The 23,042-nt window shown below is 63.2% G+C and carries 22 protein-coding genes and 1 tRNA gene; 13 read left to right on the forward strand and 10 right to left on the reverse strand.

From position 1 onward, the window contains the following. Window positions 1-323: 323 nt before the first annotated feature. From rbp to alr, 6 genes are all read right to left on the reverse strand, one after another. Window positions 324-590, reverse strand: coding sequence for an RNA-binding regulator (gene rbp / locus J7I12_RS10675; protein WP_118229678.1), 267 nt, complete (start codon window positions 588-590; stop codon window positions 324-326). 460 nt (window positions 591-1,050) lie between these two features. Then, window positions 1,051-2,523: a replicative DNA helicase gene (gene dnaB / locus J7I12_RS10680; protein WP_288907830.1), complete on the reverse strand. Its 1,473-nt coding sequence runs from the start codon at window positions 2,521-2,523 to the stop codon at window positions 1,051-1,053. Window positions 2,524-2,553: 30 nt separating this feature from the next. Then, a complete protein-coding gene (rplI, locus tag J7I12_RS10685) occupies window positions 2,554-3,078 on the reverse strand; it encodes a 50S ribosomal protein L9 (RefSeq protein WP_118229676.1) in 525 nt (174 codons plus the stop codon). Window positions 3,079-3,088: 10 nt separating this feature from the next. Continuing rightward, window positions 3,089-3,352 (reverse strand): 30S ribosomal protein S18, encoded by a 264-nt coding sequence (rpsR, locus tag J7I12_RS10690; protein WP_118229675.1) that lies wholly within the window; start codon window positions 3,350-3,352, stop codon window positions 3,089-3,091. Further along, window positions 3,353-3,661: a 30S ribosomal protein S6 gene (rpsF, locus tag J7I12_RS10695; protein WP_118229674.1), complete on the reverse strand. Its 309-nt coding sequence runs from the start codon at window positions 3,659-3,661 to the stop codon at window positions 3,353-3,355. Window positions 3,662-3,762: 101 nt separating this feature from the next. Continuing rightward, complete coding sequence (gene alr, locus J7I12_RS10700; RefSeq protein WP_302548947.1) at window positions 3,763-4,899, reverse strand: alanine racemase; 1,137 nt, start codon at window positions 4,897-4,899, stop codon at window positions 3,763-3,765. 211 nt (window positions 4,900-5,110) lie between these two features. Here alr and tgt point away from each other — a divergent pair, with 211 nt between their 5' ends. The 5 genes from tgt (at window position 5,111) to lon (ending at window position 12,635) form a co-directional block, all read left to right on the forward strand. Next, window positions 5,111-6,247 carry a tRNA guanosine(34) transglycosylase Tgt gene (gene tgt / locus J7I12_RS10705; RefSeq protein WP_118229749.1) on the forward strand — a complete coding sequence of 379 codons (1,137 nt, stop codon included), beginning with the start codon at window positions 5,111-5,113 and terminating at the stop codon, window positions 6,245-6,247. 353 nt (window positions 6,248-6,600) lie between these two features. After that, window positions 6,601-7,956 (forward strand): trigger factor, encoded by a 1,356-nt coding sequence (gene tig / locus J7I12_RS10710; protein WP_118229672.1) that lies wholly within the window; start codon window positions 6,601-6,603, stop codon window positions 7,954-7,956. 261 nt (window positions 7,957-8,217) lie between these two features. Beyond that, window positions 8,218-8,826: an ATP-dependent Clp endopeptidase proteolytic subunit ClpP gene (gene clpP, locus J7I12_RS10715; protein WP_118229671.1), complete on the forward strand. Its 609-nt coding sequence runs from the start codon at window positions 8,218-8,220 to the stop codon at window positions 8,824-8,826. A gap of 1 nt (window position 8,827) precedes the next feature. Further along, window positions 8,828-10,117, forward strand: coding sequence for an ATP-dependent Clp protease ATP-binding subunit ClpX (gene clpX / locus J7I12_RS10720; RefSeq protein WP_118229670.1), 1,290 nt, complete (start codon window positions 8,828-8,830; stop codon window positions 10,115-10,117). A gap of 73 nt (window positions 10,118-10,190) precedes the next feature. Beyond that, complete coding sequence (gene lon, locus J7I12_RS10725; protein WP_130958256.1) at window positions 10,191-12,635, forward strand: endopeptidase La; 2,445 nt, start codon at window positions 10,191-10,193, stop codon at window positions 12,633-12,635. Window positions 12,636-13,090: 455 nt separating this feature from the next. Here the strand turns inward: lon and J7I12_RS10730 are convergent. The 4 genes from J7I12_RS10730 to wbaP form a co-directional block, all read right to left on the reverse strand. After that, window positions 13,091-13,174: transfer RNA gene (locus J7I12_RS10730), tRNA-Leu, on the reverse strand. Between the two features lie 140 nt (window positions 13,175-13,314). Then, window positions 13,315-14,373 carry a selenide, water dikinase SelD gene (selD, locus tag J7I12_RS10735; RefSeq protein ID WP_302549141.1) on the reverse strand — a complete coding sequence of 353 codons (1,059 nt, stop codon included), beginning with the start codon at window positions 14,371-14,373 and terminating at the stop codon, window positions 13,315-13,317. A gap of 133 nt (window positions 14,374-14,506) precedes the next feature. Next, window positions 14,507-15,631: a glycosyltransferase family 9 protein gene (locus J7I12_RS10740; RefSeq protein WP_130958254.1), complete on the reverse strand. Its 1,125-nt coding sequence runs from the start codon at window positions 15,629-15,631 to the stop codon at window positions 14,507-14,509. Then, entirely contained in the window at window positions 15,631-17,034 is a 1,404-nt protein-coding gene (wbaP, locus tag J7I12_RS10745; RefSeq protein WP_130958253.1) for an undecaprenyl-phosphate galactose phosphotransferase WbaP, read from the reverse strand. Before wbaP ends, J7I12_RS10740 begins: the two co-directional genes overlap by 1 nt. A 308-nt stretch (window positions 17,035-17,342) precedes the next feature. Between wbaP and J7I12_RS10750 the strand changes: the two genes are divergently transcribed. The 8 genes from J7I12_RS10750 (at window position 17,343) to yidC (ending at window position 23,029) form a co-directional block, all read left to right on the forward strand. After that, the gene (locus J7I12_RS10750) at window positions 17,343-18,086 is read left to right on the forward strand and encodes an ABC transporter substrate-binding protein (protein ID WP_118230771.1); all 744 of its coding nucleotides are present in this window, start codon (window positions 17,343-17,345) and stop codon (window positions 18,084-18,086) included. A gap of 72 nt (window positions 18,087-18,158) precedes the next feature. After that, on the forward strand, window positions 18,159-18,851 hold the full coding sequence (locus J7I12_RS10755) for an amino acid ABC transporter permease (protein WP_118230772.1): 693 nt from the start codon (window positions 18,159-18,161) through the stop codon (window positions 18,849-18,851). Between the two features lies 1 nt (window position 18,852). Beyond that, the gene (locus J7I12_RS10760; RefSeq protein WP_130958252.1) at window positions 18,853-19,611 is read left to right on the forward strand and encodes an amino acid ABC transporter ATP-binding protein; all 759 of its coding nucleotides are present in this window, start codon (window positions 18,853-18,855) and stop codon (window positions 19,609-19,611) included. Next, entirely contained in the window at window positions 19,612-20,280 is a 669-nt protein-coding gene (locus tag J7I12_RS10765) for an amino acid ABC transporter permease (protein WP_118230774.1), read from the forward strand. 248 nt (window positions 20,281-20,528) lie between these two features. Next, window positions 20,529-20,663 (forward strand): 50S ribosomal protein L34, encoded by a 135-nt coding sequence (gene rpmH / locus J7I12_RS10770; RefSeq protein ID WP_118230775.1) that lies wholly within the window; start codon window positions 20,529-20,531, stop codon window positions 20,661-20,663. A 40-nt stretch (window positions 20,664-20,703) separates the two neighbouring features. Continuing rightward, the gene (gene rnpA, locus J7I12_RS10775; protein WP_130958251.1) at window positions 20,704-21,096 is read left to right on the forward strand and encodes a ribonuclease P protein component; all 393 of its coding nucleotides are present in this window, start codon (window positions 20,704-20,706) and stop codon (window positions 21,094-21,096) included. Further along, window positions 21,093-21,356: a membrane protein insertion efficiency factor YidD gene (yidD, locus tag J7I12_RS10780; protein WP_092153714.1), complete on the forward strand. Its 264-nt coding sequence runs from the start codon at window positions 21,093-21,095 to the stop codon at window positions 21,354-21,356. The genes rnpA and yidD overlap by 4 nt, the downstream gene beginning before the upstream one ends. An 8-nt stretch (window positions 21,357-21,364) precedes the next feature. Continuing rightward, on the forward strand, window positions 21,365-23,029 hold the full coding sequence (yidC, locus tag J7I12_RS10785; protein WP_118230777.1) for a membrane protein insertase YidC: 1,665 nt from the start codon (window positions 21,365-21,367) through the stop codon (window positions 23,027-23,029). Window positions 23,030-23,042: the final 13 nt, after the last annotated feature.

A 23,042-nucleotide genomic window follows, 5' to 3' on the forward strand; every position in this document is an offset into this window, starting at 1 on the left:
GGCGGGCAACGCGGCAAAAAATCACGCCCCGCGGCGGCGGGGCGTTGCGGCGGCCGAAGCCGGAAGCAGGGCGGGAAGCGGCGGTGTGCGCCAGGCAAGGTGGGGCGGCGACAACCGGGGGTGCGCCATAAAAAATGCGGCGTGAACGCGGGGGGTCGTTTCCGGCGAACGCGGTGAGGCGGGCTGGCGACAACCGGGATGTGACAGTCGGTACGTAGCCTGCCCGCCGCGGTCAAAGGGCTGTGCAGGTGCAAGCCTGCGGGGGGACGCAACGCGACAAAAAACGCCCCCGCAAAGAGGGCGTTGTTCTGCCTGTGCGGGTTCTAGTAGCGGGGCTGGCGGGGCGCCCGGGGTTTTGCTTCATTGACGCGCAGCGTACGGCCGCCGAAGCTGAAGTTATCCAGCGCTTCGATGGCGGAATCGGCTTCGCCGTCTTCCATTTCCACAAAACCAAAGCCGCGGGCACGGCCGGTATCCCTGTCGCTGATGAGTTTGACGGACAGAACGTTGCCGTATTCGGCAAAAAGATCCTGAACCTGTTCTTCAGTGGCGGACCAGGGAAGGTTCCCGACATAGATGGACTTGGACATGAAACACCCTCGCAAAAAAAACAATCTTCCCGCGCGATATTCCGGCAAAACGTATCACCGGCACGCGGCCCTTGGTGTAAGCAAAGCACGCTTTTGCGGGATTGTCAATGAAAGCACAAAAAAAGTTAGCATTGCGCGCTTTTTTGCGCGATGCCGCACGCTACCCCAGAAAGCTGTATGAGACCAAAAGTTAACATTAAAATTAATTATATTGAATGATTATATTAACAAATGGTGCTCGGTGCAGCTTGTGGTGAAAAAAATGACAATACGGTGTTGCATAAAAACAGAGCTTTTTCCTTGGAAAATATAAGTGCTACTAGAGTGTTTGAATATTCAATTAGGGGGCAGCACGCAGGCACTGCACCAGAGGCATGCTGCGCGCTGTGCAGAAAAAAGCCCCGGACGGGCAGGCGTCCGGGGCTCATGAAAAAAATTGGAACTCGCTGGGGGGAGGGGCCTACGCCCCGCCTTCCGAAGGGGGCGGGGTCCAGTCCGGAGAGATGTCTTCAAAGGAGGTGTAAGGCGAGATGTACATGAGCTCGGCCACGCCCACCGGGCCGTTGCGCTGCTTGCCGATGATGATTTCGGCCAGCCCCTGGGGCGGGCGTTCGGCGGGCTTCTGAAACTTGTAGACGTCGTCGCGGTACACAAACATGATCACGTCCGCGTCCTGTTCAATAGCGCCGGACTCGCGCAGGTCCGAGAGCATGGGGCGTTTGTCGCCGCGTTCTTCCACCTTGCGGTTGAGCTGGGCCAGGGCCACCACGGGGACGTTGAGTTCCTTGGCCAAGCCCTTGAGGGAGCGGGAGATGTCCGAAATTTCCAGTTCGCGCGAATCCGTGCGGCGGCTGGTGCGCATGAGCTGCAGATAGTCCACCACAATGAGGCCCAGGCCTTTTTCCGCCTTGAGGCGGCGGGCGCGGGCGCGCAGTTCCAGGGTGCTCAGGGCCGGGGTGTCGTCGATATAGATGGGCGCGCGGGCCACTACGTCCGCCGCCTCGTAAAGGCGCTGCCAGTCTTCATCTGTAAGCAGGGAGGGACGCCGCAGTTTGGAAAGGTCCACCTTGCCCCACACGGCCAGCATGCGCTGGATGAGCTGTTCCTTGCTCATCTCCAGAGAAAAAACGGCCACAGACACGCCCTGGCGCACGGCCGCGTGCAGGGCCATGCACATGGAAAAGGCCGTCTTGCCCATGCTGGGCCGGGCCGCCACAATGATCAGGTCCGAGGGCTGCAGCCCCGCCGTGAGCTTGTCCAGGCGGGTGTAGCCCGTGGTGACGCCGGTGATGACGTCGCGGGCGTCGGCCAGTTTGGAAAGGTTGTCGAAGACCTTGTCCAGCAGTTCGCGGGTGGGGGTAAAGTCGCGCCCTACCGTGCGCTGCGAAATGGCAAAGACTGCCTGCTCCGAGGAATCCAGCAGGTCGCCTACCTCGCGGGAGGCGTCGTAGCAGTTGGCAATGATGCGGGAGCAGGCTTCAATGAGCCCGCGCTGCAGCGCTTTGTCCCGCACAATGGTGGCGTAGTATTCCGCATTGGCGCCGGAAACCACGGCCTGGGCCAGCTCACCCAGATACACGGCCCCGCCGGCGTCTTCCAGCCGGTTGCCGTTTTTGAGCTGTTCCGCCGTAGAAAGCAGATCGATGGGCGCGGATTTGCGGTAGAGGTCCAGAATGGCCTGAAAAATGACTGCGTGCGCCGGCAGGTAGAAGTCTTCCGGGGCCAGTTGGCCCACCAGAATGTGCAAAAGCTGCGGCCGCAGCAAGATGCCGCCCAACACGGCCTGTTCCGCCTCTACGCTGTGGGGCGGTACGCGGCGCACCATATCCTGCTGGGCGCGTTCCACCGTGCGGTTGACGCGGGGCTGCTCACGCGCGGGGGCGCCCCCCGGCAACGACGTGCCCCCGGCCTGGGGGCCGGGGGCACTATTCATATTATCATAAGAGCCGGACACGCCGCACCCTTATTGGGCGGCGGAAGCGTCCGCAGAGGCTTCGTCGGTGTCAGCGGCAGGTTCGGCGGGTTCTTCCTCCACCTCGGGCTGGTGGTCGGAGATAACCTTCACCGGCACCACGGCGATGACGCTGGCGTGCAGGCGCACGCGCACGGGATGCTCGCCCAGGGTGCGGATGGGCGCGTCCATAAGAATGCGGCGGCGGTCCACTTCCACGCCAAGGGCGGACAGAGCGTCGCCGATGATGGTGGAGGTCACCGAGCCGTAGAGCTTGTCGTTGTCGCCCACATGCATGGGAATGACCACGTCCAGGGCTTCCAGACGGGCCTGCAGGCCTTGCGCATCGGCGCGCAGGGCGTCCATACGGGCCTGCAGCTTTTTGCGTTCCTGCTCAAAAACTTTGAGGTTGGCCGGAGAAGCCACCATGGCCAGGCCCTGGGGCAGCAGAAAATTGCGGCCGTAACCGGGCTTGACTTCAACCACGTCGCCAAGGTTGCCGAGATTTTCCACGTCGGCGCGAAGAATAAGTTTCATGTGCGCCTCCTTAGATGGTGCTCTTTTTCTTGACGCCGGAATCGTGCGTGGCGGTGTAGATGAGCAGGGCCATCTGGCGGGCGCGCTTGATTTCGCGGGTCAGCAGACGCTGATGGTGGGCGCAGGTGCCCGTGATGCGCCGGGCGATGATCTTGCCGCGCTCTGTAATGAAGTCGCGCAGGACGTCGGGGCGCTTGTAGTCCAGGGGCAGTTCTTTGTCGGCGCAAAAGCGGCAGAACTTGCGGCGCGGGGCGAATCTCTTTTTAAAAGCCATTTAGGCAACCTCCCCGGCCTCTTCTTCGGCCAGCTTGACGGTCACGAACTTGAAGATGCCGTCGGTGATGCGCACGTTGCGTTCCAGCTCGGCCACCAGAGCGGCCGGGCCTTCATACTCCATACGCACATAGTAGCCGCGCATAAGTTTGCGCACGGGGTAGGCCAGGTCGCGCATGCCCCAGTGGTCCATGTTCGTGATGACGCCCTGTTCGCGTTCCACCACCGCGGTCAACGTGCTGAGCACGCCTTCGCGGTTTTCGGCGGAAAGCTCCGGCGAAAGGAGCAGCAGGGTTTCAAATTTCCGCATTCTGATTCTCCTTATGGATTGGCAGCCCGCGCCGCAGGGCGCGAGCAAGGAACGAATTTTGTACAACCCCTTTGCGCACGCTGTCAAGGGGAAAAGCCGCCTCAGACATACAGGCGGGGATTGGTGGCCCCCAGCAGGCAGAGCACCTCATACGAAATGGTGCCCAGGGTATCGGCCAGATCCTGCACCGTCACGGGCTGCTGGCCCGGCTGCGTCGGTCCGCCCACCAGCCATGCCGTGTCGCCTTCACGCACCTGGGGCAGATCGGTCACGTCGGCCATAATCATGCCCATGCAGACCCGGCCCACCTGCGACACCCGACGGCCGTTGATGCACAGGGCCGCACGGGTAGAAAGCGCCCTCGCAAAGCCTGTGGCGTAGCCAATGCCCACCACGGCCACGACGGTGGGCTGTTCCGCTGTGAACAGGCGGCCGTACGAAACGCTCTGGCCCGCTTCCAGCCGCCGCACCTGGATGACCGGCGCGCTCACGCTCATGGCCCATTCCAGGCCCAGCGCCGCGCCTTTGTCTTCCCAGGCTGTGCCCGCAAAGGGATTGCCGCCGTACAGGGCGATGCCCGGCCGGCACACGTCGTAATGGGCTTCGGGCCAGGCGATGGTGGCCGCTGAATTGGCCAGGGAACGCTCCATGCCGGGAAAAGCGTCCCCAAGTGTGGCCGTCATGGCTGCAAAGCGTTTCATCTGCCCGCGCGTGTAGTCCTCCTGCCCCGGCGTATCCGCACAGGAAAGGTGTGAAAGCGCCATCACCGGCGCGATTCCCTGGATGCTCCGTAGTCGTTCCACGGCCTGGGGCAGCTCTTCCTGCGTAAAACCCAGGCGGCCCATGCCCGTCTCGCATTTGACCGCCACGTGCAGCGTGCGCCCCGCGTGGCAGTGGGCAGAAGCCTTGTCCAAAGCCGCAAAACTGCCCACTACGGGGATCAGATCCTGCGCTGCCGCGCCCTGCCAGTCCACGTCGTCCAACGCGCCCAGCAGAACCACAATCTTCTGGCGCAGACCAGCTTCGCGCAGGGCCATGCCCTCGGCCACCGTGCCCACGGCAAAGCGTCGGGCCCCGGCTTCGGCCAGCGCCCGGGCCACGGGCACCAGACCGTGCCCGTAAGCGTCGGATTTGATCACCGGCATGAGCGCGGCGGGCTCGCCCAGCCGGGCAAAGTTGCGCCGCAGGGCCCCCAGGTCCACATGGCATACGGAAGGGGAAAAAGTACACTCGCTCATACGTGTTCCTTCAGAATATGCATCCTTAAGGTAAAGAAGAGGCCCACACCGGAGCGTGCTCCTGAAAAACGGCGCGCGCCTCTGTGCCGGCTCTCCGTTTGTACCGCGAAACCGCGAAACCGGAACGTGGAGCGGTATTCTACCCCCATTGCCCCACAGGCACAAGAAGGAGCCCTTGCCAGGCCCCGGCCTTTGCGGCTACCTTAGTCCCATGACGCACCCCACCTTTACCCTGGAACACACGGACGGCGCGGCCCGTGCGGGCCTGTTGCACACGGCCCACGGCCCGGTGCCTACCCCCATCTTCATGCCTGTGGGTACGGTGGGCTCGGTCAAGGCCCTGGCCCCGGACGATCTGCTGGCCATTGGCGCGCCCATCATCCTCGGCAACACTTACCACCTCTATCTGCGCCCCGGTCACGAGCTGGTGGCCCGTCGCGGCGGCCTGCACAACTTTGCCGCCTGGCCCGGGTCAATTCTTACGGACAGCGGCGGCTTTCAGGTCTTCAGCCTCAGTTCCCTGCGCAAAATCCACGAAGAGGGCGTGGAGTTCCGCTCCCATCTGGACGGCTCCCGTCACCTTTTTACCCCGGAAAAAGTTCTGGAAATCCAGCGCGCGCTTAATTCCGACATCATGATGGTTCTGGACGAGTGCGTGCCCTTTGGCGCGGACTATGACTATACCGAGCGCTCTTTGGCCCTGACTACCCGCTGGGCCCGCCGGGCCCGCGTCGCCTACCCGGCGGGCACGGCCCGCAATCTGCTCTTTGGCATTGTGCAGGGCGGCTTTTTCAAAGACCTGCGCCGGCGCTCGGCCGAAGAAATCTGCGCCCAGGATTTCGACGGCTTTGCCATCGGCGGCCTCTCCGTGGGTGAACCCAAACCGCAGATGTACGATCTGCTCTACCATACGGCCCCCCTCCTGCCGCAGGACAAGCCCCGTTACCTCATGGGCGTGGGCACCCCTCTGGACATCGTCACCGGCATCCACGCCGGCGTGGACATGTTCGACTGCGTGCTGCCTACCCGCAATGCCCGCAACGGCACGCTCTACACCTCTTACGGCAAGGTCAACATCAAACGCCGTCAGTACGCCGAAGACGACCGCCCCCTGGACCCCCGCTGCCGCTGCTACACCTGCCGCACCTTTACCCGCGCCTATCTGCGTCACCTCTTCGCCAGTCAGGAGTTGCTGGCCTTTCGCCTCAATTCCCTGCACAACCTGACTTATTTTCTGGATCTGGTCCGCGGCGCGCGCGAGGCCATCCTTCAGAATCGCTACGGGGATTATCTGGCCCGCATCGCCGCCCTCTACCCCGACGAAGCCGCCCGCGCCGCAGGCGCGTAGGGGGCAGGGCCTGGGGAAGTTTTTTTGTGTGGTATCCCCATGGGGACCGGGCGGCGCCGTCTGCCGGGGGCCGGTGCCGGCGGCATGCCGGAACTCTCCTGCCTGGGCGTCGGGGCAAACGGTTCCCCTGTGAGGGCAGGGCAGGGCCGCGCGGTTGACACCCCTGCCGCGGCATTGGTACAAGCACGCACTTTGCAGGCGGCCCGTCGTCTTGCCTCGCCAGAGGAAAAGGCATATGGTGCCAAAGCGTGCGCCGCTTGCGGCCTCATGCGCCGGAGCGGCCCCAGAGCCGGGCAGACCGGGCGCGGAGGCCCAACCCTACCCGCACAATCCCATCCGAAAAGGAGTCCCTCGTGGAATACAGCGCCGAAGACATCTCGCCGGTGAAAAAAAAGGTCGTCATCACTACCGGGCCGCAGGAAGTGGAAGCGGCCATTCTGGGCACCGTGGCCCTGTACAAAACCTCCGTGCAGCTGGACGGCTTCCGCAAGGGCAAAGCGCCCGCCTCGGTCATTGAGCAGCGTTTCCACGACAAAATTTATGAAGAGGCCCGCCAAGACCTCATCAATGTCCACATCAACGACGTCATGCAGAAGCTGGGCGTCACGCCCCTGTCGGGTATCAATGTGGACGCGCCCCAAAATTTTGAGCGCGGCAAGGAATACGTCTACAGCATTGAGTTTGAAACCTTGCCGGCTGTTGACCTGCCGCCCTACGAGGGCCTTGAGGTAGAGCAGGAAAAGGTGGCGGTCGACCCCAAAGAAGTGGAAGACGTGCTGACCCACCTGCGGCGTGAGCGCTCCCAGCTGGTGCCCGTGGAAGGCGCGGGCCCGGCCGTGGACGGACAGGTGGTTACCCTGGACTTTGCCGCCTTTGCCGAAGACGGTACGCCCGTGGAGGGCATCAAGGCCGAAAATTTTGACCTGGCCCTGGGTGAAGGCCAGGCGCTGGAAGAATTTGAAGCCCTGGTCAAGACTGTGCCCTACGGCCAGCAAGGTGAAGGGCAGATTCACTTCCCCGACGATTTTCTGGCCAAGGATCTGGCCGGCAAGACCGTCACCATGAAGGTGAAGGTGCACGCCATCAAGGAGCGCAAGCTGCCCGAATTGGACGCCGACTTTGCCAAGAGCCTGGGCAAGGATTCGGTGGACGCCCTGCGCGCGGCCATCACTGAAAGCTATACCCAGAGCCGCGCCCGGCTGAGCAAAAGCGCCGCGCAAAAATCCTTGCTGGACAGCATGCTCAAGATGGTTACTTTTGAGCTGCCCCCCAGCCTGGTGGAAACGCAGATGCGCACCCTCATGGGCGACATGGCCTCCCGCCTGGAGCGTCAGGGCCGTAGCCTGCAGGCTTTGGGCAAGAGCATGGAAGAGCTGCGCAAAGAGCTGCAGCCCCAGGCCGAAGAGCTGACCCGCGCCGAAGTGCTGCTGCTTTCCATCGCCAAAAAAGAAGGGCTGGAAGTGAGCGAAACCGAGGTTTCCACCCAGCTCTACCGCTTTGCGCTGGAATCGGGCGAGGACTTCAAGGCTCTGCGCGAGGAATACGAACGCAGCGGCATGATTTTTGTTCTGCGTGATCGCCTGCTGGCCGACAAAGCCATGGACCTGGTTTACGAGCGGGCCAAGGTTACGGAAGTGGAGCCCAAGCCCGCACCCACGGCCGAGCCCGTCGCCGACACTCCGGCAGAAGGGCAGGACGCCCAGGCCTGAGGCCGGGCGCGCAGCCCACGCGGAGGGGCACGGGGCCGGGCGGCAAAGGCCCGCGGCCGCGTGGCCCGCGATCCGCGCGGAGCAGGTATTTTCTCGGGCGGCGCGGGGAAGGTTTCCTCTTTTCAGGGGGCCCTTCCCCGCGTCGGGTTCCGCGTCCCGGCCCCGGTCGAAGCAAAAAAAGGACGCGCCCCGGCCGTCCCTCATCCTCCGGCGGCGCAAACCGCCACATCCGGCCCTGACGGGCCGCGCAGCGAGGTCGTCATGTCCCTGGTCCCCATGGTCATTGAAACTACCGGCCGTTCCGAACGCGCCTACGATATCTATTCCCGTTTGCTCAAAGACCGCATCGTGCTGCTGGGCTCGGAGGTTAACGACGCCGTGGCCTCGCTTATCTGCGCCCAGCTCCTGTTCCTGGAATCGCAGGATCCGGAAAAGGAAATTTATCTTTACATCAACTCCCCCGGCGGTTCCGTGACGGCGGGTCTGGCCATCTATGACACCATGCGTTTTATCTCCTCGCCGGTGTCCACGGTGTGCATGGGCCGCGCGGCCAGCATGGGCGCTTTTTTGCTGGCGGCCGGCAAACCCGGCATGCGTTTTGCATTGCCTAACAGCCAGATTATGATCCACCAGCCTTCGGGCGGTTTTCAGGGGCAGGCTACGGATATTGAAATCCACGCACGGGAAGTGCTGCGACTGAAAGAGCGCCTCAACCGCATGCTGGCGGAAAATACCGGCAAGCCCTACAAGGAAGTTGTCAAGGCTACGGAACGTGATAATTTTCTGACTCCGGAAGAAGCCAAAGACCTGGGCCTTATCGATCGCGTGCTCGTTTCACGCCACGAAATGGCCCAGGAAAAGAGCGAATGATATGCCCAAAAAAAAATCCCCCACGGTAAGCGAGCCTTTGCGCTGCTCTTTCTGCGGCCGCAGTGAGCTGGAGGTGCGTAACCTCATCGTTCAGGACGGCGCCTGCATTTGCGATAAATGCGTCAAGGCCTGCAATGAAATCATTGCCCGCGACCAGATGGAAAGCCCCGAAAATCCGGAGCGCCTGCTCTCCCCCCAGGAGATCAAGGACAAGCTCGACCAGTACGTCATCGGACAGAACGAAGCCAAAAAAATTCTGTCCGTGGCCGTGCACAACCACTACAAACGCGTGTTCTATGCCGACGCCCTGGGCGACGACGTGGAGCTGGAAAAGAGCAATATCCTTTTGGTGGGCCCTTCGGGCAGCGGCAAAACCCTGCTGGCCAAGACCCTGGCCAAGGTGCTGCGCGTGCCTTTTGCCATTGCCGACGCCACCACCCTTACCGAGGCGGGCTATGTGGGCGAGGATGTGGAAAACATCCTGGTCCAACTGCTCCAGAACGCCGATTACGATCTGGAGGCCGCGGGCAAGGGCATCATCTATATTGATGAAATAGACAAGATTTCCCGCAAGGGCGACGGCCCTTCCATCACCCGCGACGTGTCGGGCGAAGGCGTGCAGCAGGCTCTGCTCAAAATTATTGAAGGCACCGAGGCCAACATCCCCCCCAAGGGCGGCCGCAAGCACCCGCAGCAGGAATTCATCCGTATGAATACGGGCAACATCCTGTTCATCGTGGGCGGCGCTTTTGTGGGCCTGGACAAGATTGTGGAATCGCGCATGACCGGCGGGGCCATGGGCTTTGGCGCCAAGGTGCGTGCCAGCAAGGATATGCCCATGGGCGAGCTGCTGGACAGGGTTCACCCCCAGGATCTGGTCAAGTTTGGCCTTATCCCCGAGTTTGTGGGCCGTATCCCCATTATTACCCATGTGGATGAGCTGGACGAACCCGACCTGGTGCGCATTCTCACCGAGCCCAAAAACGCCCTGGTGCGCCAGTATCAGAAGCTCTTTGAGCTGGAAAATGTGGACCTGCGCTTCACCCCCGACGCCCTCAAGGCCATCGCGACCAAGGCCATTGAGCGTAAAACCGGCGCGCGCGGCCTGCGCAACGTCATGGAGCGCACCATGCTGGACATCATGTTCAAGCTGCCTTCCATGCCCAACGTGCGCGAGTGCCTCATCAATGAGGCCGTCATCGACAAGGGCAAGGAACCTGTGCTCCTGTTCGGCGACGAAGGCGAAGCCGCTTCCGTTCACGGCCAGGCCGGCGGGGACAAGGCATCCTGACGGGACGGGGGCTTTCCGCCCCCTCCCCCGTGCGCCACAGCCAGGGGGACCGTCTCATTTTTTGGAGAACCGTATGACCGATACTCAGCGTGACGCTGCGGCCGGCGCCCAACTGCCCTTCATGCCTCTGCGTGAGGTGGTCATGTTCCCGCGCTCCATCATGCCCCTCTTTGTGGGGCGCGAGGCATCCATCAAGGCTATTGAGGCCGCCCAGGCCGACTACAACAAAAAGATTTTTCTGGTGGCCCAGCGCGAATCCGACCTGGAAAAACCCGCCGCCGAAGACCTGGCCCCCGTGGGCGTGGTCTGCAAGGTGCTGCAGATGCTGCGCCTGCCCGACGGCACCATCAAGGTGCTGTTTGAAGGTCTTTTCCGCGCCCAGTGGTCCGGCCTTGCCGAAACCGAGGCCTGCGCCACCGTAATGGTGCGCCGCCGGGCCGAAATCCAGAGTCGCCCAGAAGAGGCCGAGGCCCTGGTGCGGGCTGCCCACGAAGCCCTGGAAGAATACGGCAAGACCAACAAAAAAATTTCGCAGGAGGCCGTGCTCTCCATCATGGCCCTGCACGAACCCGGCCCCCTGGCCGACGCCATCCTGCCCCACCTCAAGGTGGACTACCGCAAAAAACAGGAAGCCCTGGAACTGGACGATGTGACCCTGCGCCTGGAAAGCGCCTACGCCCTGCTGCAGGGCGAGGTGGCTCTGGCCACCGTGGAAAAGCGCATCAAAAACCGCGTCAAGGTCCAGATGGAGCGCAACCAGCGCGAATACTATCTCAACGAGCAGATCAAGGCCATCAACAAGGAGATGGGCCGCGAGGACGACCCCCAGGCCGAAGTGGACGAAATTGAGCAAAAGCTCAAAGCCCGCCGCATGCCTGAAGAGGCCCGCCAAAAAGCCCTGGCCGAAGCCAAAAAACTGCGCACCATGCCTTCCTCCGCCGCGGAATACACGGTGGTGCGCAACTATGTGGACTGGATTCTGGACCTGCCCTGGGACGAACTTAAAGATATTGACATAGATATCGAAAAAGCTCGCGCTATTCTGGACGGCGACCACTACGGGCTGGAAAAACCCAAAGAACGCATTCTGGAATACCTGGCCGTGCAGAAGCTCTCCCACGGGCTGCGCGGCCCCATCCTCTGCTTTGTGGGCCCTCCCGGCGTGGGCAAAACCTCTCTGGCCAAGTCCGTGGCCCGTGCCACCGGGCGCGACTTTATCCGCCTTTCTCTGGGCGGCGTGCGCGACGAAGCTGAAATCCGCGGCCACCGGCGTACCTATGTGGGCGCGCTGCCCGGTAAAATTATCCAGTCCCTCAAAAGGGTAAAATTCAACAACCCCTTGTTCTGCTTGGATGAAGTGGACAAAATGACCTCGGACTACCGCGGCGACCCGTCTTCAGCCCTGCTGGAAGTGCTGGACCCAGAGCAGAACAATACCTTCATGGACCATTACCTGGATCTGGAGTACGACCTCTCCAAGGTCTTCTTCATCACCACGGCCAATTCCCTGCACACCATCCCGGCCCCCCTTCTGGACCGCATGGAGATTATTGAGCTCAACAGCTACCTTGAAACCGAAAAACGCCACATAGCCCGGCAGTTTTTGTTGCCCCGCCAGATTGAAGAACACGGCCTCAGGCCCGAAAACCTGCGCGTTTCCGACAAGGCTCTGCTGGAGATCATCCGCTCCTATACCCGCGAGGCCGGCGTGCGCAACCTGGAGCGCGAAATCGCCGCCCTCTGCCGCAAAACCGCCATCCGCCTCGTGGAGGAAAACAACCTGGACCGCAGCGTCAACATTTCGCTCCAGAATCTGCCCACCTTGCTCGGCGTCAAAAAATACCGCCACGACGAGCGCGAGGATGCCCCCCAGGTGGGCGTGTGCGCGGGGCTGGCTTACAACCAGCGCGGCGGCGAAATTCTTTTGGTGGAAACGACCATCATGTCCGGTTCAGGCCATGTGGTCACCACCGGCCAACTGGGCGAAGTCATGACGGAATCGGCCAAGGCCGCACTCTCCTATGTGCGCTCCCGCGCTGAAGTGCTGGGCCTGGACCCTCGCTTCCACCGTAAGGTGGATATCCACGTCCATGTGCCCGCCGGGGCCACCCCCAAGGACGGCCCCTCCGCGGGCATCACCCTGGCCACCTCCATTACTTCCGCCCTGCTGGGCATCCCCGTGCGCAACGACGTGGCCATGACCGGCGAAATATCCCTGCGGGGCCGCGTGCTGCCCATCGGCGGCCTGCGCGAAAAACTGCTGGCAGCCCGGCGCAGCGGCATCAAAAAGGTGCTCATGCCCCGCGATAACGAAAAAGACCTCAAAGAAGTGCCCGACGAGGTGCTCAAAGACCTCCAGATCGTCTTCGTGGACCACGTGGACGAAGTGCTGCCCCAGGCTCTGGACGCCACCGCCGAGGAAATCTTTTCCGGCCGCGCCACGGCACAACCCATCTGCCGTACCCTCCGCGCCCCCAAACTCGACGGCATGGCCAGCAATCCACAACCAGCGCAGTAGCGCCGTTGCGGCGTGAGCTTTTTGTGGGGGAAGAAAGTGTATGGCTTTGTGGGGGGAAGGGAACTTTTGTGAACAAAAGTTCCCTTCCCCCCACACCCCCCATCCCTCAAAAAACTTTTTTCCTCACAGAACCGCGACGGTCGTACCTTAGTCGCCCCTTAAAAACAAATAATCTCTTGAAATACACTGAAAATGTATTTCAAGAGATTATTTGTTTTTAAGGGGCGACTACTTACAATTGAGCGCTCCCGCTCTTGGGGCTACAGGCTGATTGCGGCTCTACCTCAAAGACGGGGGCATAGCGGTCTGGAGAAAACGCTTGCCCTGTCTTTGGCGCAGGCTCCATGACACCCTCCTCCTGCAACCCAAACAACGTAGCCCCCTCATGCTGACCACCGGAGTTGCAGCATGGGGGGGCTTTATGTTCCGCTTGTATATCAAGCGCTTGTGGTCTTTGGTGCGAGAGGGGGGACTTGAACCCCCATACCAATGGTGCTGGATTCTAAGTCCAGTGCGTCTACCAATTCCGCCACTCTCGCGAAGCGAACTTGCATACCATAAGGCCCGGCGGGTCGCAAGACGCGCGGAGCGGAGCTGGGGGAACAAGATTCCGGCTGGGCCGCACGGCAGACCCGCATAAGGGGCGGCTGCGACAAAGCCGCTGCGGGCCGCGTGTGCGCTACTCCAGCAGCAGGGCTATACCGTCCGGCCGCGGAGGCAGCACCTCGCCCACCACGGCGGCCAGGTCGCCGCCGCCCAGCAGCAAGGCGCGGGCCGCCTCCACTTGATCGGGCGGCACGGCCAGCAGCAGGCCGCCGGAGGTCTGAGCGTCAAAGGCCAGGCTCTCCAGGGCTTCGTCCATGGCCTGCGCCGTGCGCGTGCGGCAGGCGCAATGCGTGCGGTTCCGGTGGCTGCCCGCCGGGATGAGCCCGTCGCGGGCGTACTCCAGCGCGCGGGGCAGCAGAGGCAGCGCCGTGGCGACCAGGCGCACGCAGACGTGCGAGGCCAGGGCCATTTCCAGGGCGTGCCCGCCCAGGCCAAAGCCCGTGATGTCCGTAGCCGCCGAAAGACGCAGCTCCCGGATCACCGTCCCGCCCACGCTGTTGAGCCGGCCGCACCAGCGCACCAGATTGGCTTCGCTTGCCGCAGCGCCGTCCCAGCCGGCCTTGACGGCCGTAGAAAGTACCCCCGTGCCCAGCGGCTTGGTCAGCAGCAGCACCTGGCCGGGCTTGAGCCCGTCATTGCGGGCCAGGTGTTCCGGGTCGATGACCCCCGTCACGGCCAGCCCGTATTTGAGCTCTTCGTCCTGCACCGTGTGCCCTCCGGCCAGCACGGCCCCGGCTTCGTTCATGGCGTCCAGGCCGCCCCGCAGAATGGATGTCAGCAGGCCTTCCGGGTCGTCCTCGGCCAGGGCGGGCGGAAAGAAGGCCACGTTCATGGCGCTCCAGGGTTCGCCGCCCATGGCGTAAATGTCCGAAAGCGCGTTGGCCGCCGCAATGCGGCCAAAGGCAAAGGCGTCGTTGACCACAGGCGTGAGCACGTCTACGCTCTGCACCAGGGCGTGGCCCGGCGGCACGCGCAGCACTACCGCGTCCTCGTTGCAGGCGCGGCCGGCCAGCACGCGGGCTTCCAGATCAGGCCGCCCGGAAGCGGGCGTGTTCCGCAAAAGTCGCTCCAGGGCCCCTGGAGCCAGCTTGGCCGCTCAACCGGCGGCGCGGGCTTTTTCCAAAAGTTTCATGAGGGTCTCCTGGCGGTAGGGGTGAAGGACGGAACTTGCCTGCAGGGGGAGGGCCGCACGGCGGCTCAGTGAGATGTGTAGAAAAAAATACGACACAGCCGGCGGCGGGGCAAGTGCGGCTGCACAAAAACGGCTAGAAAATTTCCAGGCTGTGCAGGGCGTCCAGTACGTCTTCCACGGGCAGGGCGTCCAGGCAAGGCCGGGGCGGCCTGGGGTATTCAAAGCCCAGGTTCAGGTAGGCGCAGGGCCCGCGGTGGGGCAGCAGACTGCGCACGCGCGGCCCTATGGGCCCCCAGCGCAAGGGATTGGTGGGCCCGTTAAGCGCCACTGTGGGCGCGCCCGTCAGGGCCGCCAGGTGCATGGTGCCCGTGTTGACCGCCACCACGGCGGCAATGTGGGCAAACAGGCAGGCCAGGTCGCTCAGGCTGCCTGTCCCTGCCAGCGAAACAGCCGGGCAATCCGGGTGTTCCCGCAAAAAAGCCGTGACGCGCGTCGCGTCCCCCGGTCCGCCCGTGAGACAGACCCGGAAACCGCGCTCGGCCAGGCGACGGATGAGCGCGTCCCAATGGGCGGCGGGCCACTCCTTGAGCCAGGCCTGACTGCCTGAAGGCCACATGTGCAGGCAGACGCAGCGCTCCGGCGGATCCGTCACGCCGACCCGCGCCAGCAGGTCGGCGGCTGTTGTCGTCGGCTGCGGCGGCAATTGCAGTCGGGGCGCGCCCGTCAGGTCGGGGTAAAGAGTGCGGCCCAAGGCCAGAAAATTTTCCACTTCATGCCGTCGGTCGCTGTGCTGGGCCGTGCGGCTGTAGCCCCAGGCCCGGCACTGGCCCGGCGTGGCAAAGCCCACGGTGCTGCCCGCGCCGGAAAGATTGCACAACAGCGCGCCCAGGCGCGCCCACTGGCTGCTGTCCACCAGCAGATCCAGCCGCTGGGCGCGCAGCCATGCGCTCATGGCGGGCACCTGCCGCACGCCGAAGGCTGCCGTTATGTCCAGGCCGGGCACGAGGGCCGCAGCCTGGGCATTGGCGCGCGACGTGAGCAGGACAAAGGTCGCCCGGGGCAGGCGTTCCCGCAGGGCGGCGATACAGGCCGAGAGCAGCAGCAGGTCGCCGATGGCCCCCAGGCAAAGAAAGCCTACCCGTTGCGGCGGGTCTGCGACGGGTTTGCGGCCCAGGCGCAGCAGGGCGCTGGTAGCCGCCAGGGGCACGCCAGCCCAGCGATCCAGCCGCCGCAGGAGCGTGTTGCTGCGTTCGGCCATCAGTAGGCTCCATAGCCGGTCAGCACCACCGGCACGGTCTTGCCCAGAATCCAGAGGTCCATCCACACGGACCAGTTGCTGATATAATAGTGGTCGTAGGCCACCCGTTCCGCATAGGAGGTATTGTTGCGGCCGGAAATCTGCCACAGGCCCGTGATGCCGGGTTTGACCAGGCAATATTCCTCGTAGACGGGCCCGTATTTTTCCTCTTCGTTTTCCACAATGGGCCGCGGCCCCACCAGGCTCATATCGCCCTTGACCACATTGATAAGCTGGGGCAGCTCATCCAGACTCAGCTTGCGTAAAATGCGCCCCACACGGGTGATGCGGGGGTCGTTTTTGAGTTTTTGGTCCTCTTTCCATTCTTCCTGCAAAGCGGGGTTTTCCTGCAGCAGGCGCTGCAGAAAAGCGTCTGCATCGCGCACCATGGTGCGGAATTTAAAAATGCGGATTTCCCGTCCGCCCTGGCCTACGCGCCGCTGGCGAAAAAAGATGGGTCCCGGGCTGTCCAGACGGATGCACAGAGCCAGAAGAAACCCCAGCGGCAAGAGCACCACGGCCCCCAGCGTGCAGAACAGCAGATCCATGCCGCGTTTGAAGCGCAGCCGGCGTTTGTCGCGCAGATTCTGGCGCACCAGCAGGCCCACGGCCTGGCCAAGGTCGCGCGGACTGAGCCAGTGCACCCGGAAGCCGTCGCCAAAGACGGGCACCACCAGAATGCGCTGAAAATATCGGCTGGCCTCGGTTATGTAGTCCACCGACTGTTCCTGGCCCGCGGGCTGCAGAAAGAGGGCGATGGCTTCGGGGTGCCGGATTGCTGTGGAGGAGAACAGGGCGCGCAGCTCGTCCAGCCGGGAGGGCAGGGGGCGGATGTCCACAGGGTTGAGGTCGCGTTCGGGGTGGCGTTTAAGATAGTGCCAGAATTCGCGTCCGCCCCCGCCGTGGTCAAAAATGACCAGCAGGCTGCCCCACCACCAGCAGCGGGCGAAGCGGCGGCGGCACAGGCTGCGCGCCCAGGGCAGAGTAAAGGCGCTGCAGGCCCAGGCGCCCGTGAGCACGATGCGCGAGTAGACGTCGCCTGTTTTGGACAGAAAAAGTGCGGCCACAATGCAGCCGTAGAGCAGGCAATCGAGCTGGAACAGGGCGCGCACCTCGCGGTGCGGGGGCAGGCCGATACGCTGGTAGAGGCCCAGGCCCCCGGCCATGAGCGGCCCCAGCACCACCAGCAGGGGCAGCACCCATTGGTAGAGTACGGGGTCCACGCCGCCAAAGGCGGCGCGCAGCAAAAAGACAGCCAGGGCTGTGCCCGTGAGGGCCAGCAGATCGGCCAGGCAGAGCAGGGCATTTTGCGGCGCAAATCCGCAGAAGCGTAAGGCGCGGACCCAGAAGGGCGGATGGTGCATGGCAGGGCGATTGTTGGGTTGAAGGATGTGGTGCGGCTATGGCAACGACACGCCAACGCCAGCTCCTATACCATGCTTGGGCCGCAACGGCAACGGCGGCAGGCCGGCCCGTCGCCGGGGGTTCTTGCCACGGGCGCGGGCTTCTGGTAGGCTGACGCCTTGTTTTGCCGCTGTTCGCGCGGGGGGGCTGGCCTTGCCGCGTGCGGTCCGGGCCGACCTCTGCCACCGTGTCCGGGCGCGGACCGGGGGGTGACGGCAGGCCTGTGGCCGCCGTGTTCGTCCATATCTTCTGCCAGGGGGAACCGAGTATGAAAAAACTTTTTGTCTGCGCGGTCTTGGCCGCGGTGCTGGCCGCGGTGCCTGCCTTTGCCAAAAAAACCTACGTCAACGGCATCGACCCCAACTACCCGCCTTTTGCCTATGTGGATGAAAAAACCGGCCAGCCCGCTGGTTTTGACGTGGATTCCATGACCTGGATCGCTAAGCATATGGGCTTTGAAGTGACCCACAAGCCCCTGGCCTGGGACGGCATCATCCCCGCCCTGCTGGCCAAGCAGATCGATATGGTGGATTCGGGCATGAGCATCACTCCAGAGCGGGCCAAGATGGTGCAGTTTTCCAATCCTTACTGGACGGTTTCGCGCGTGTTTCTGGTGCCCGCCGATTCCAAGCTGACCCCCAAGGACATTCTGACTCAGAAGGTTAAACTGGGCGTACAGCGCGGCACCTCCGAGGCCAATGCCATCAAGAAGGAGCAGGAAGAAAAGGGCTATGCCTTTGAACTGCGCTTTTACGATTCCGCCCCGCTGGCGGTGGAAGACCTGCTCAACGGCCGCATCCAGGCCGCCCTTATGGACGAACTGCCCGCCGACGACGCCATCGCTCACGGCCGCGCGGTGAAAAAGGCCGGCACACACGGCGTGCCCGACGAGTTTGGCGTGGCCATGCGTAAAGACGACAAAGAGCTGCACAAACTGGTCAACGAAGGCTATAAAAAGCTCATGGCCGATCCCTACTGGAAAGAGCTGCAGAAGAAATATCTGAACAAGTAGCCGTTTCGGCGGTGTTTTTGGGGCGCGGGCCGTGTCTGACGGTCCGCGCCCGCAACCTTTGGGCCCCTTTCTATGCATTCACTGCTGGTCGTTTACAATGCGCTGCCCTCCATGTTGGCGGGCAGCCTGGTTACCCTGGGCAATGTGGCCCTGTCTTTGGGCATGGGGCTTGTGCTGGGGGTACCGCTGGCCGTGGGCCAGGTTTACGGCGGGCCGTGGCTGCGTCGGCTGGCCGCGCTTTATGTCTGGTTTTTTCGCGGCGTGCCCATCCTGGTGCTGCTCTTCCTTTGTTATGGCCTGTTTATGAGCCTGGGCCTGCCCGTGGACCCGTTTTTCGCCTGCTGTCTGGTGCTGGGCTGCACCAGCACGGCCTACCAGTCCCAGATTTTTCGCGGCGCTATGGAAAGCCTGCCCCGAGGCCAGCTCAACGCCGCCCTGGCCCTGGGCATGGGGGAGGGCGCGGGTATCCGTTCCATTGTGCTGCCGCAGGCTCTGCGCCTTTCCATCCCCGGCTGGGCCAACGAATTTTCCATCCTGCTCAAGGATTCGGCCATCTGTTATGTGCTGGGCACCCAGGACATCATGGCCCGCACGTCTTTTGCCGCTGCCCGCACGCACGAACACCTGGCCTTGTACGCGGCGGCGGGCGCCCTGTACTGCCTGCTGACCCTGGTAGTGCTGCGGCTGCTGCGCCTGCTGGAAGACAAGGTCCATGTGCCGGGCTATTCTACGGGAACGGGCCTGGACGGCATGGAGATGGGGTAACATGAATATGGATTCTCAGGCCGTGCTGCGGGTGGAGCACATCTCCAAGGCCCTGGGCGGCAAAGCCATTCTGAACGACTGCTCCCTGACCGTGCGCCGGGGCGAACTCAAAGTCCTTATTGGGCCTTCAGGGGCGGGCAAAAGCACGTTTTTGCAGAGCATCAACTGCCTTATCCCGCCGGACGCGGGCGAAATCTACCTGGAAGGACAAAGGCTGGACCGCGCCGACAAGGCGGCGCTCTGCGCCTTCCGCGCGCAGGTGGGCATGATTTTTCAGGATTTTAACCTGTTTGACCACCTTACCGCCGAAGACAACGTGGCCATAGCCCTGCGCAAGGTGCGCGGCATGTCTGCGGCGGCGGCCAGGAAACGTGCCCAGGAAGAACTGGCCCGTGTGGGCCTGGCCCGGCGGGCCCTGCTCTATCCGGCCCAGCTTTCCGGCGGGCAGAAGCAGCGGGTGGCCATAGCCCGGGCCCTGGCCATGGATCCCAAGGTCATTTTGCTGGACGAGCCCACGTCGGCCCTGGACCCAGAGCTGGTGGGCGAGGTGCTGGCCGTCATTCGCGACCTGGCCGACGGCGGCATGACTATGGTCATGGCCACCCATCAGATGGATTTTGCCCGGGCTCTGGCCACGGAAATTATTTTTATGGAGCACGGCAGGCTCATTGAGCAGGGCGCGCCCCAGGACCTGCTGGCCGAGGGCGCGGCCACCCGCACGCGTGATTTTTGCCAGCGGCTGCTGGAGATGGGGGCCTAGGTGCTGGATACGGCCTTTTACGCCCACGATCTGCTGCCGGCCCTTAACCGGGGATTGATGGTTTCCCTGGCGCTCATCGTGCCGGCGGCCAGTCTGGGTTTTGTGGGGGGGGTGCTGCTGGGCTGCGCCCGCGCCTTCGGGCCACGCTGGCTGCGCCGTCTGGGCAACGGCTACACCTCCCTGGTGCGGGGCGTGCCTCTGGTCGTGCAGCTCATGCTCATCTACTACGCTCTGCCCAAGGTGGGCATCTATTTTCCTCCCTACGGCGCGGCGTTGACCAGCTTTATCCTCTGCACGGCGGCCTACCAGTCGGAATACATCCGGGGCGCGCTGCTTTCCATCCGGCAGGGGCAGATCCGGGCGGCCCAGGCTCTGGGCTTTGGCGCCTGGCAGACCGTGGCCTGGATTGTGGTGCCCCAGGCGGCGCGGCGCGCCCTGCCCGGCTGCGGCAATGAGATTATTTATTTGATAAAATACAGCTCGCTGGCCTATCTGGTCACCTGTATGGAGCTTATGGGCGAAGGCAAGGTGGTGGCCTCGGACACCTTCAGGTTTACAGAAGTTTTTTTGACCGTGGGCGCATATTATCTGGGCATGGTCACGCTGGCCACTTTTTTGCTGCGCTGGCTGGAGCGCCGCTATCACGTACCGGGCTTTGGCGCGCGCTGAGGCGACGGGGCGCCTGGGGCGGCATTTTTTTTGCGGCCGGGCTTGCGCAACGTGGGGGCGGGGTTCTGCCGCAACGGTGCAGCAGGCCCTTGACGCGGGCCGGGCGGGCGTGTATGTAGCTTCTTCCATATTCAACGCCAGGGCCTGGCCGTTATCCCCGCGTCTGCACGACCCGGGGCGGCCCCGGAAACCGCGTCGCCCGGCGTGCCCCAGGCGGGTTGCCCGCCGGAAATTTTAAGGAGAGCGTCATGAAAAGAACCTACCAGCCGAGCAAGATCAGAAGGGCGCGCACCCACGGCTTCCGTACCCGTATGGCCACGCCTGCGGGCCGCGCCATCCTGCGCCGCCGCCGCGCCAAGGGGCGCAAGCGTCTCAGCGCCTGAGGCTGACGGGGTGGGCAGGCCCGCCCGGCCACACGCATCCATGCGCCCCCACGCCTTGCCCCGCGAGCTGCGCATCCGTCGTCGGGCGGAGTACACTGCCTGTTATGAGCGGGGCAGACGCCTCCATACGGAACATTTCCTCGTTTTCGTGCTGTCGGGAGAGCATCCCCAATGCGGCACGCGCACGGGCATGGCCGTATCCCGTAAAGTGGGCAAGGCCGTGACGCGCAACCGCGTCAAACGGCTGCTGCGGGAATTTTACCGTCTGCACCGTGAGGATCTGCCTGTGGGCGTCCATATCGTTACCGTTGCCAAAAAGCACGCCGGGCAAGCCGCTTTGAACCTGGCCGGCGTGACCGCCGAGCTTTTGCCGCCGCTCAGGCGTCTAGCCCGGCGCGCGCCGGGCCGGCCGGCGCCGGAAGGACAGCCATGAGCCGCATACTGCGCCAGTTGTGCGTTTTTCCCATCCGCATCTACCAGTATTGCATTTCGCCGGTGCTTCCCCCTGCCTGCCGTTTTACCCCCACCTGTTCCGCCTACGCCGTGGAGGCCGTTATGACCCACGGCGTGCTGCGTGGCGGCTGGCTGGCGCTCAAGCGCCTGGCCCGCTGTCACCCCTGGGGCGGTTCGGGCTACGATCCTGTACCACCACCGCGGCGCCGCCGCCATACGCCGCCATTGTCCCAGGAGTAAAGGCCCCCATGCAAGACGGAAAAAATCTGGTCATTGCCATTGTTCTCTGCTTGGTCGTCATCGTGGGCTGGAGTTATCTGGCCGAATACATGGGTTGGGTGCAGAAGCCCGACCCCGCAGTAGTGGCCCAGCAGCAACAAGCTCAACAGCAGCAGGTCCAGCAGGCGGAAGCGCAGCGGCAAGCCCAGGAAGCGGCCCGGCAGGAAACCCTGGCCGTGCCCGCCTTTGCGCCGTCTGCGGGGCAGGACGTCACAGTGCGTTCGCCGCTTTATGAAGCGGTGCTCTACAGTGGCGGCGGGGCGCTGCGTTCGTTCAAGCTCAAAAATTACCATACCACCATCGCCAGGGGCGCGCCCCTGGTCAACATGGTGGACCCGCAGACCGCCCGCGTAGCCCCTCTGGGGCTGGTTATCAACAGCCAGCCCTCCTGGAGCACGGGCCAATGGAGTGTGGACGCCGGCAAGGACGGCCTCACCTTGGATAAAGGTCAGCAGGGCCTGCTGCGCTTGGTGGGGCAGGTGGACGGCCTGACGGTGGTGCGTGAGCTGACTTTCAGCGCGGACAGCTACCTCATCCGGGAGACCGTGCGTCTGGTCAACCAGACCGACCAGGCCCGCAGCGTGCGCCTGGGCTACACCGTGGCCGCCGACGGCAGCAACGCTTCGGGCAGCCGCTACGACCTCATGCGCGTGGCCTGGGACAGCGACGGCAGCCTGAGCGAAGAATCCTCCGCCAAAACCCTGGAGGAAACGGGCGTGCAGGCCACGGGCAAGATCTACTGGGCCGGGGCCATGAGCACCTATTTTCTCTCGGCTGTGCTGCCCGGCGACACGGCCAACCTGACCGTCAAGGGCCGTCTGCAGCAGGGCACCTACCGCGCTGCGGTGGAGGAGCCCGAAACCGTGCTGGCCCCCGGCGAACAGCGCGAGCTGCGCGTCTCTTACTGGCTCGGCCCCAAGGTGCGCAGCCAGCTTGCCGCCGTGTCCGACGAGCTGGTCAAGAGCATCGACCTCGGCATGTTTCACCTTATCGCCAAGGGCTTGCTCTGGCTGCTGGAATTCTTTCAGAAGTACGTCCACAACTGGGGGGTGGCCATTATTCTGCTGACGGTGCTCATCAAGGCCGTATTCTGGCCGCTCACGGCCAAGAGCTACGCATCTATGGAAAAGATGAAGAAGCTCCAGCCGCTTATGGGCAATATTCGTGAGAAGTACAAGAACGACAAGGAAATGATGAACAAAGAGGTCATGGCGCTGTACAAGACCTACGGCGTCAATCCGGCCAGCGGCTGCGTGCCCATCCTCATCCAGATGCCCGTGTTCTTTGGTCTGTACCAGGCCCTGCTCACCTCCATTGAGCTGCGGCACGCCGCCTTCATCAGCACGCTGCCGGGCACGGACATCATCTGGCTGGCAGATCTTTCGGCCAAAGACCCCTTCTATATCACTCCCATTATCATGGGCGTGACCATGTTTGTGCAGCAGAGGCTGAGCCCCCCGGCCACGGACCCCACGCAGCAGAAAATCATGATGTTTCTGCCGTTGATCTTTACCGTGCTTTTCCTGGGCTTTCCCTCGGGGCTGGTGGTCTACTGGCTGGTCAACAACATTCTGTCCATTGCGCAGCAGAAGATGATGGCCAAGAAATTCAAGACCCTGGCCGACGGCAAATAAGCCTGCGACCCTG

This window comes from Desulfovibrio diazotrophicus (assembly GCF_902498985.2).
GTDB classification, from domain to species: Bacteria; Desulfobacterota; Desulfovibrionia; order Desulfovibrionales; family Desulfovibrionaceae; genus Desulfovibrio; species Desulfovibrio legallii.

Coding starts and splice junctions, on each gene's coding strand:
- rplI (WP_118229676.1), bottom strand. CDS start 3,078: ATGAAACTTATTCTTCGCGCCGACGTGGAAAATCTCGGCAACCTTGGC.
- lon (WP_130958256.1), top strand. CDS start 10,191: ATGACCGATACTCAGCGTGACGCTGCGGCCGGCGCCCAACTGCCCTTC.
- J7I12_RS10755 (WP_118230772.1), top strand. CDS start 18,159: ATGCATTCACTGCTGGTCGTTTACAATGCGCTGCCCTCCATGTTGGCG.
- rpsR (WP_118229675.1), bottom strand. CDS start 3,352: ATGGCTTTTAAAAAGAGATTCGCCCCGCGCCGCAAGTTCTGCCGCTTT.
- yidC (WP_118230777.1), top strand. CDS start 21,365: ATGCAAGACGGAAAAAATCTGGTCATTGCCATTGTTCTCTGCTTGGTC.
- J7I12_RS10740 (WP_130958254.1), bottom strand. CDS start 15,631: ATGGCCGAACGCAGCAACACGCTCCTGCGGCGGCTGGATCGCTGGGCT.
- J7I12_RS10760 (WP_130958252.1), top strand. CDS start 18,853: ATGAATATGGATTCTCAGGCCGTGCTGCGGGTGGAGCACATCTCCAAG.
- yidD (WP_092153714.1), top strand. CDS start 21,093: ATGAGCCGCATACTGCGCCAGTTGTGCGTTTTTCCCATCCGCATCTAC.
- clpX (WP_118229670.1), top strand. CDS start 8,828: ATGCCCAAAAAAAAATCCCCCACGGTAAGCGAGCCTTTGCGCTGCTCT.
- wbaP (WP_130958253.1), bottom strand. CDS start 17,034: ATGCACCATCCGCCCTTCTGGGTCCGCGCCTTACGCTTCTGCGGATTT.
- J7I12_RS10750 (WP_118230771.1), top strand. CDS start 17,343: ATGAAAAAACTTTTTGTCTGCGCGGTCTTGGCCGCGGTGCTGGCCGCG.
- clpP (WP_118229671.1), top strand. CDS start 8,218: ATGTCCCTGGTCCCCATGGTCATTGAAACTACCGGCCGTTCCGAACGC.
- tgt (WP_118229749.1), top strand. CDS start 5,111: ATGACGCACCCCACCTTTACCCTGGAACACACGGACGGCGCGGCCCGT.
- rbp (WP_118229678.1), bottom strand. CDS start 590: ATGTCCAAGTCCATCTATGTCGGGAACCTTCCCTGGTCCGCCACTGAA.
- alr (WP_302548947.1), bottom strand. CDS start 4,899: ATGAGCGAGTGTACTTTTTCCCCTTCCGTATGCCATGTGGACCTGGGG.
- rpsF (WP_118229674.1), bottom strand. CDS start 3,661: ATGCGGAAATTTGAAACCCTGCTGCTCCTTTCGCCGGAGCTTTCCGCC.
- dnaB (WP_288907830.1), bottom strand. CDS start 2,523: ATGAATAGTGCCCCCGGCCCCCAGGCCGGGGGCACGTCGTTGCCGGGG.
- rnpA (WP_130958251.1), top strand. CDS start 20,704: ATGCGCCCCCACGCCTTGCCCCGCGAGCTGCGCATCCGTCGTCGGGCG.
- rpmH (WP_118230775.1), top strand. CDS start 20,529: ATGAAAAGAACCTACCAGCCGAGCAAGATCAGAAGGGCGCGCACCCAC.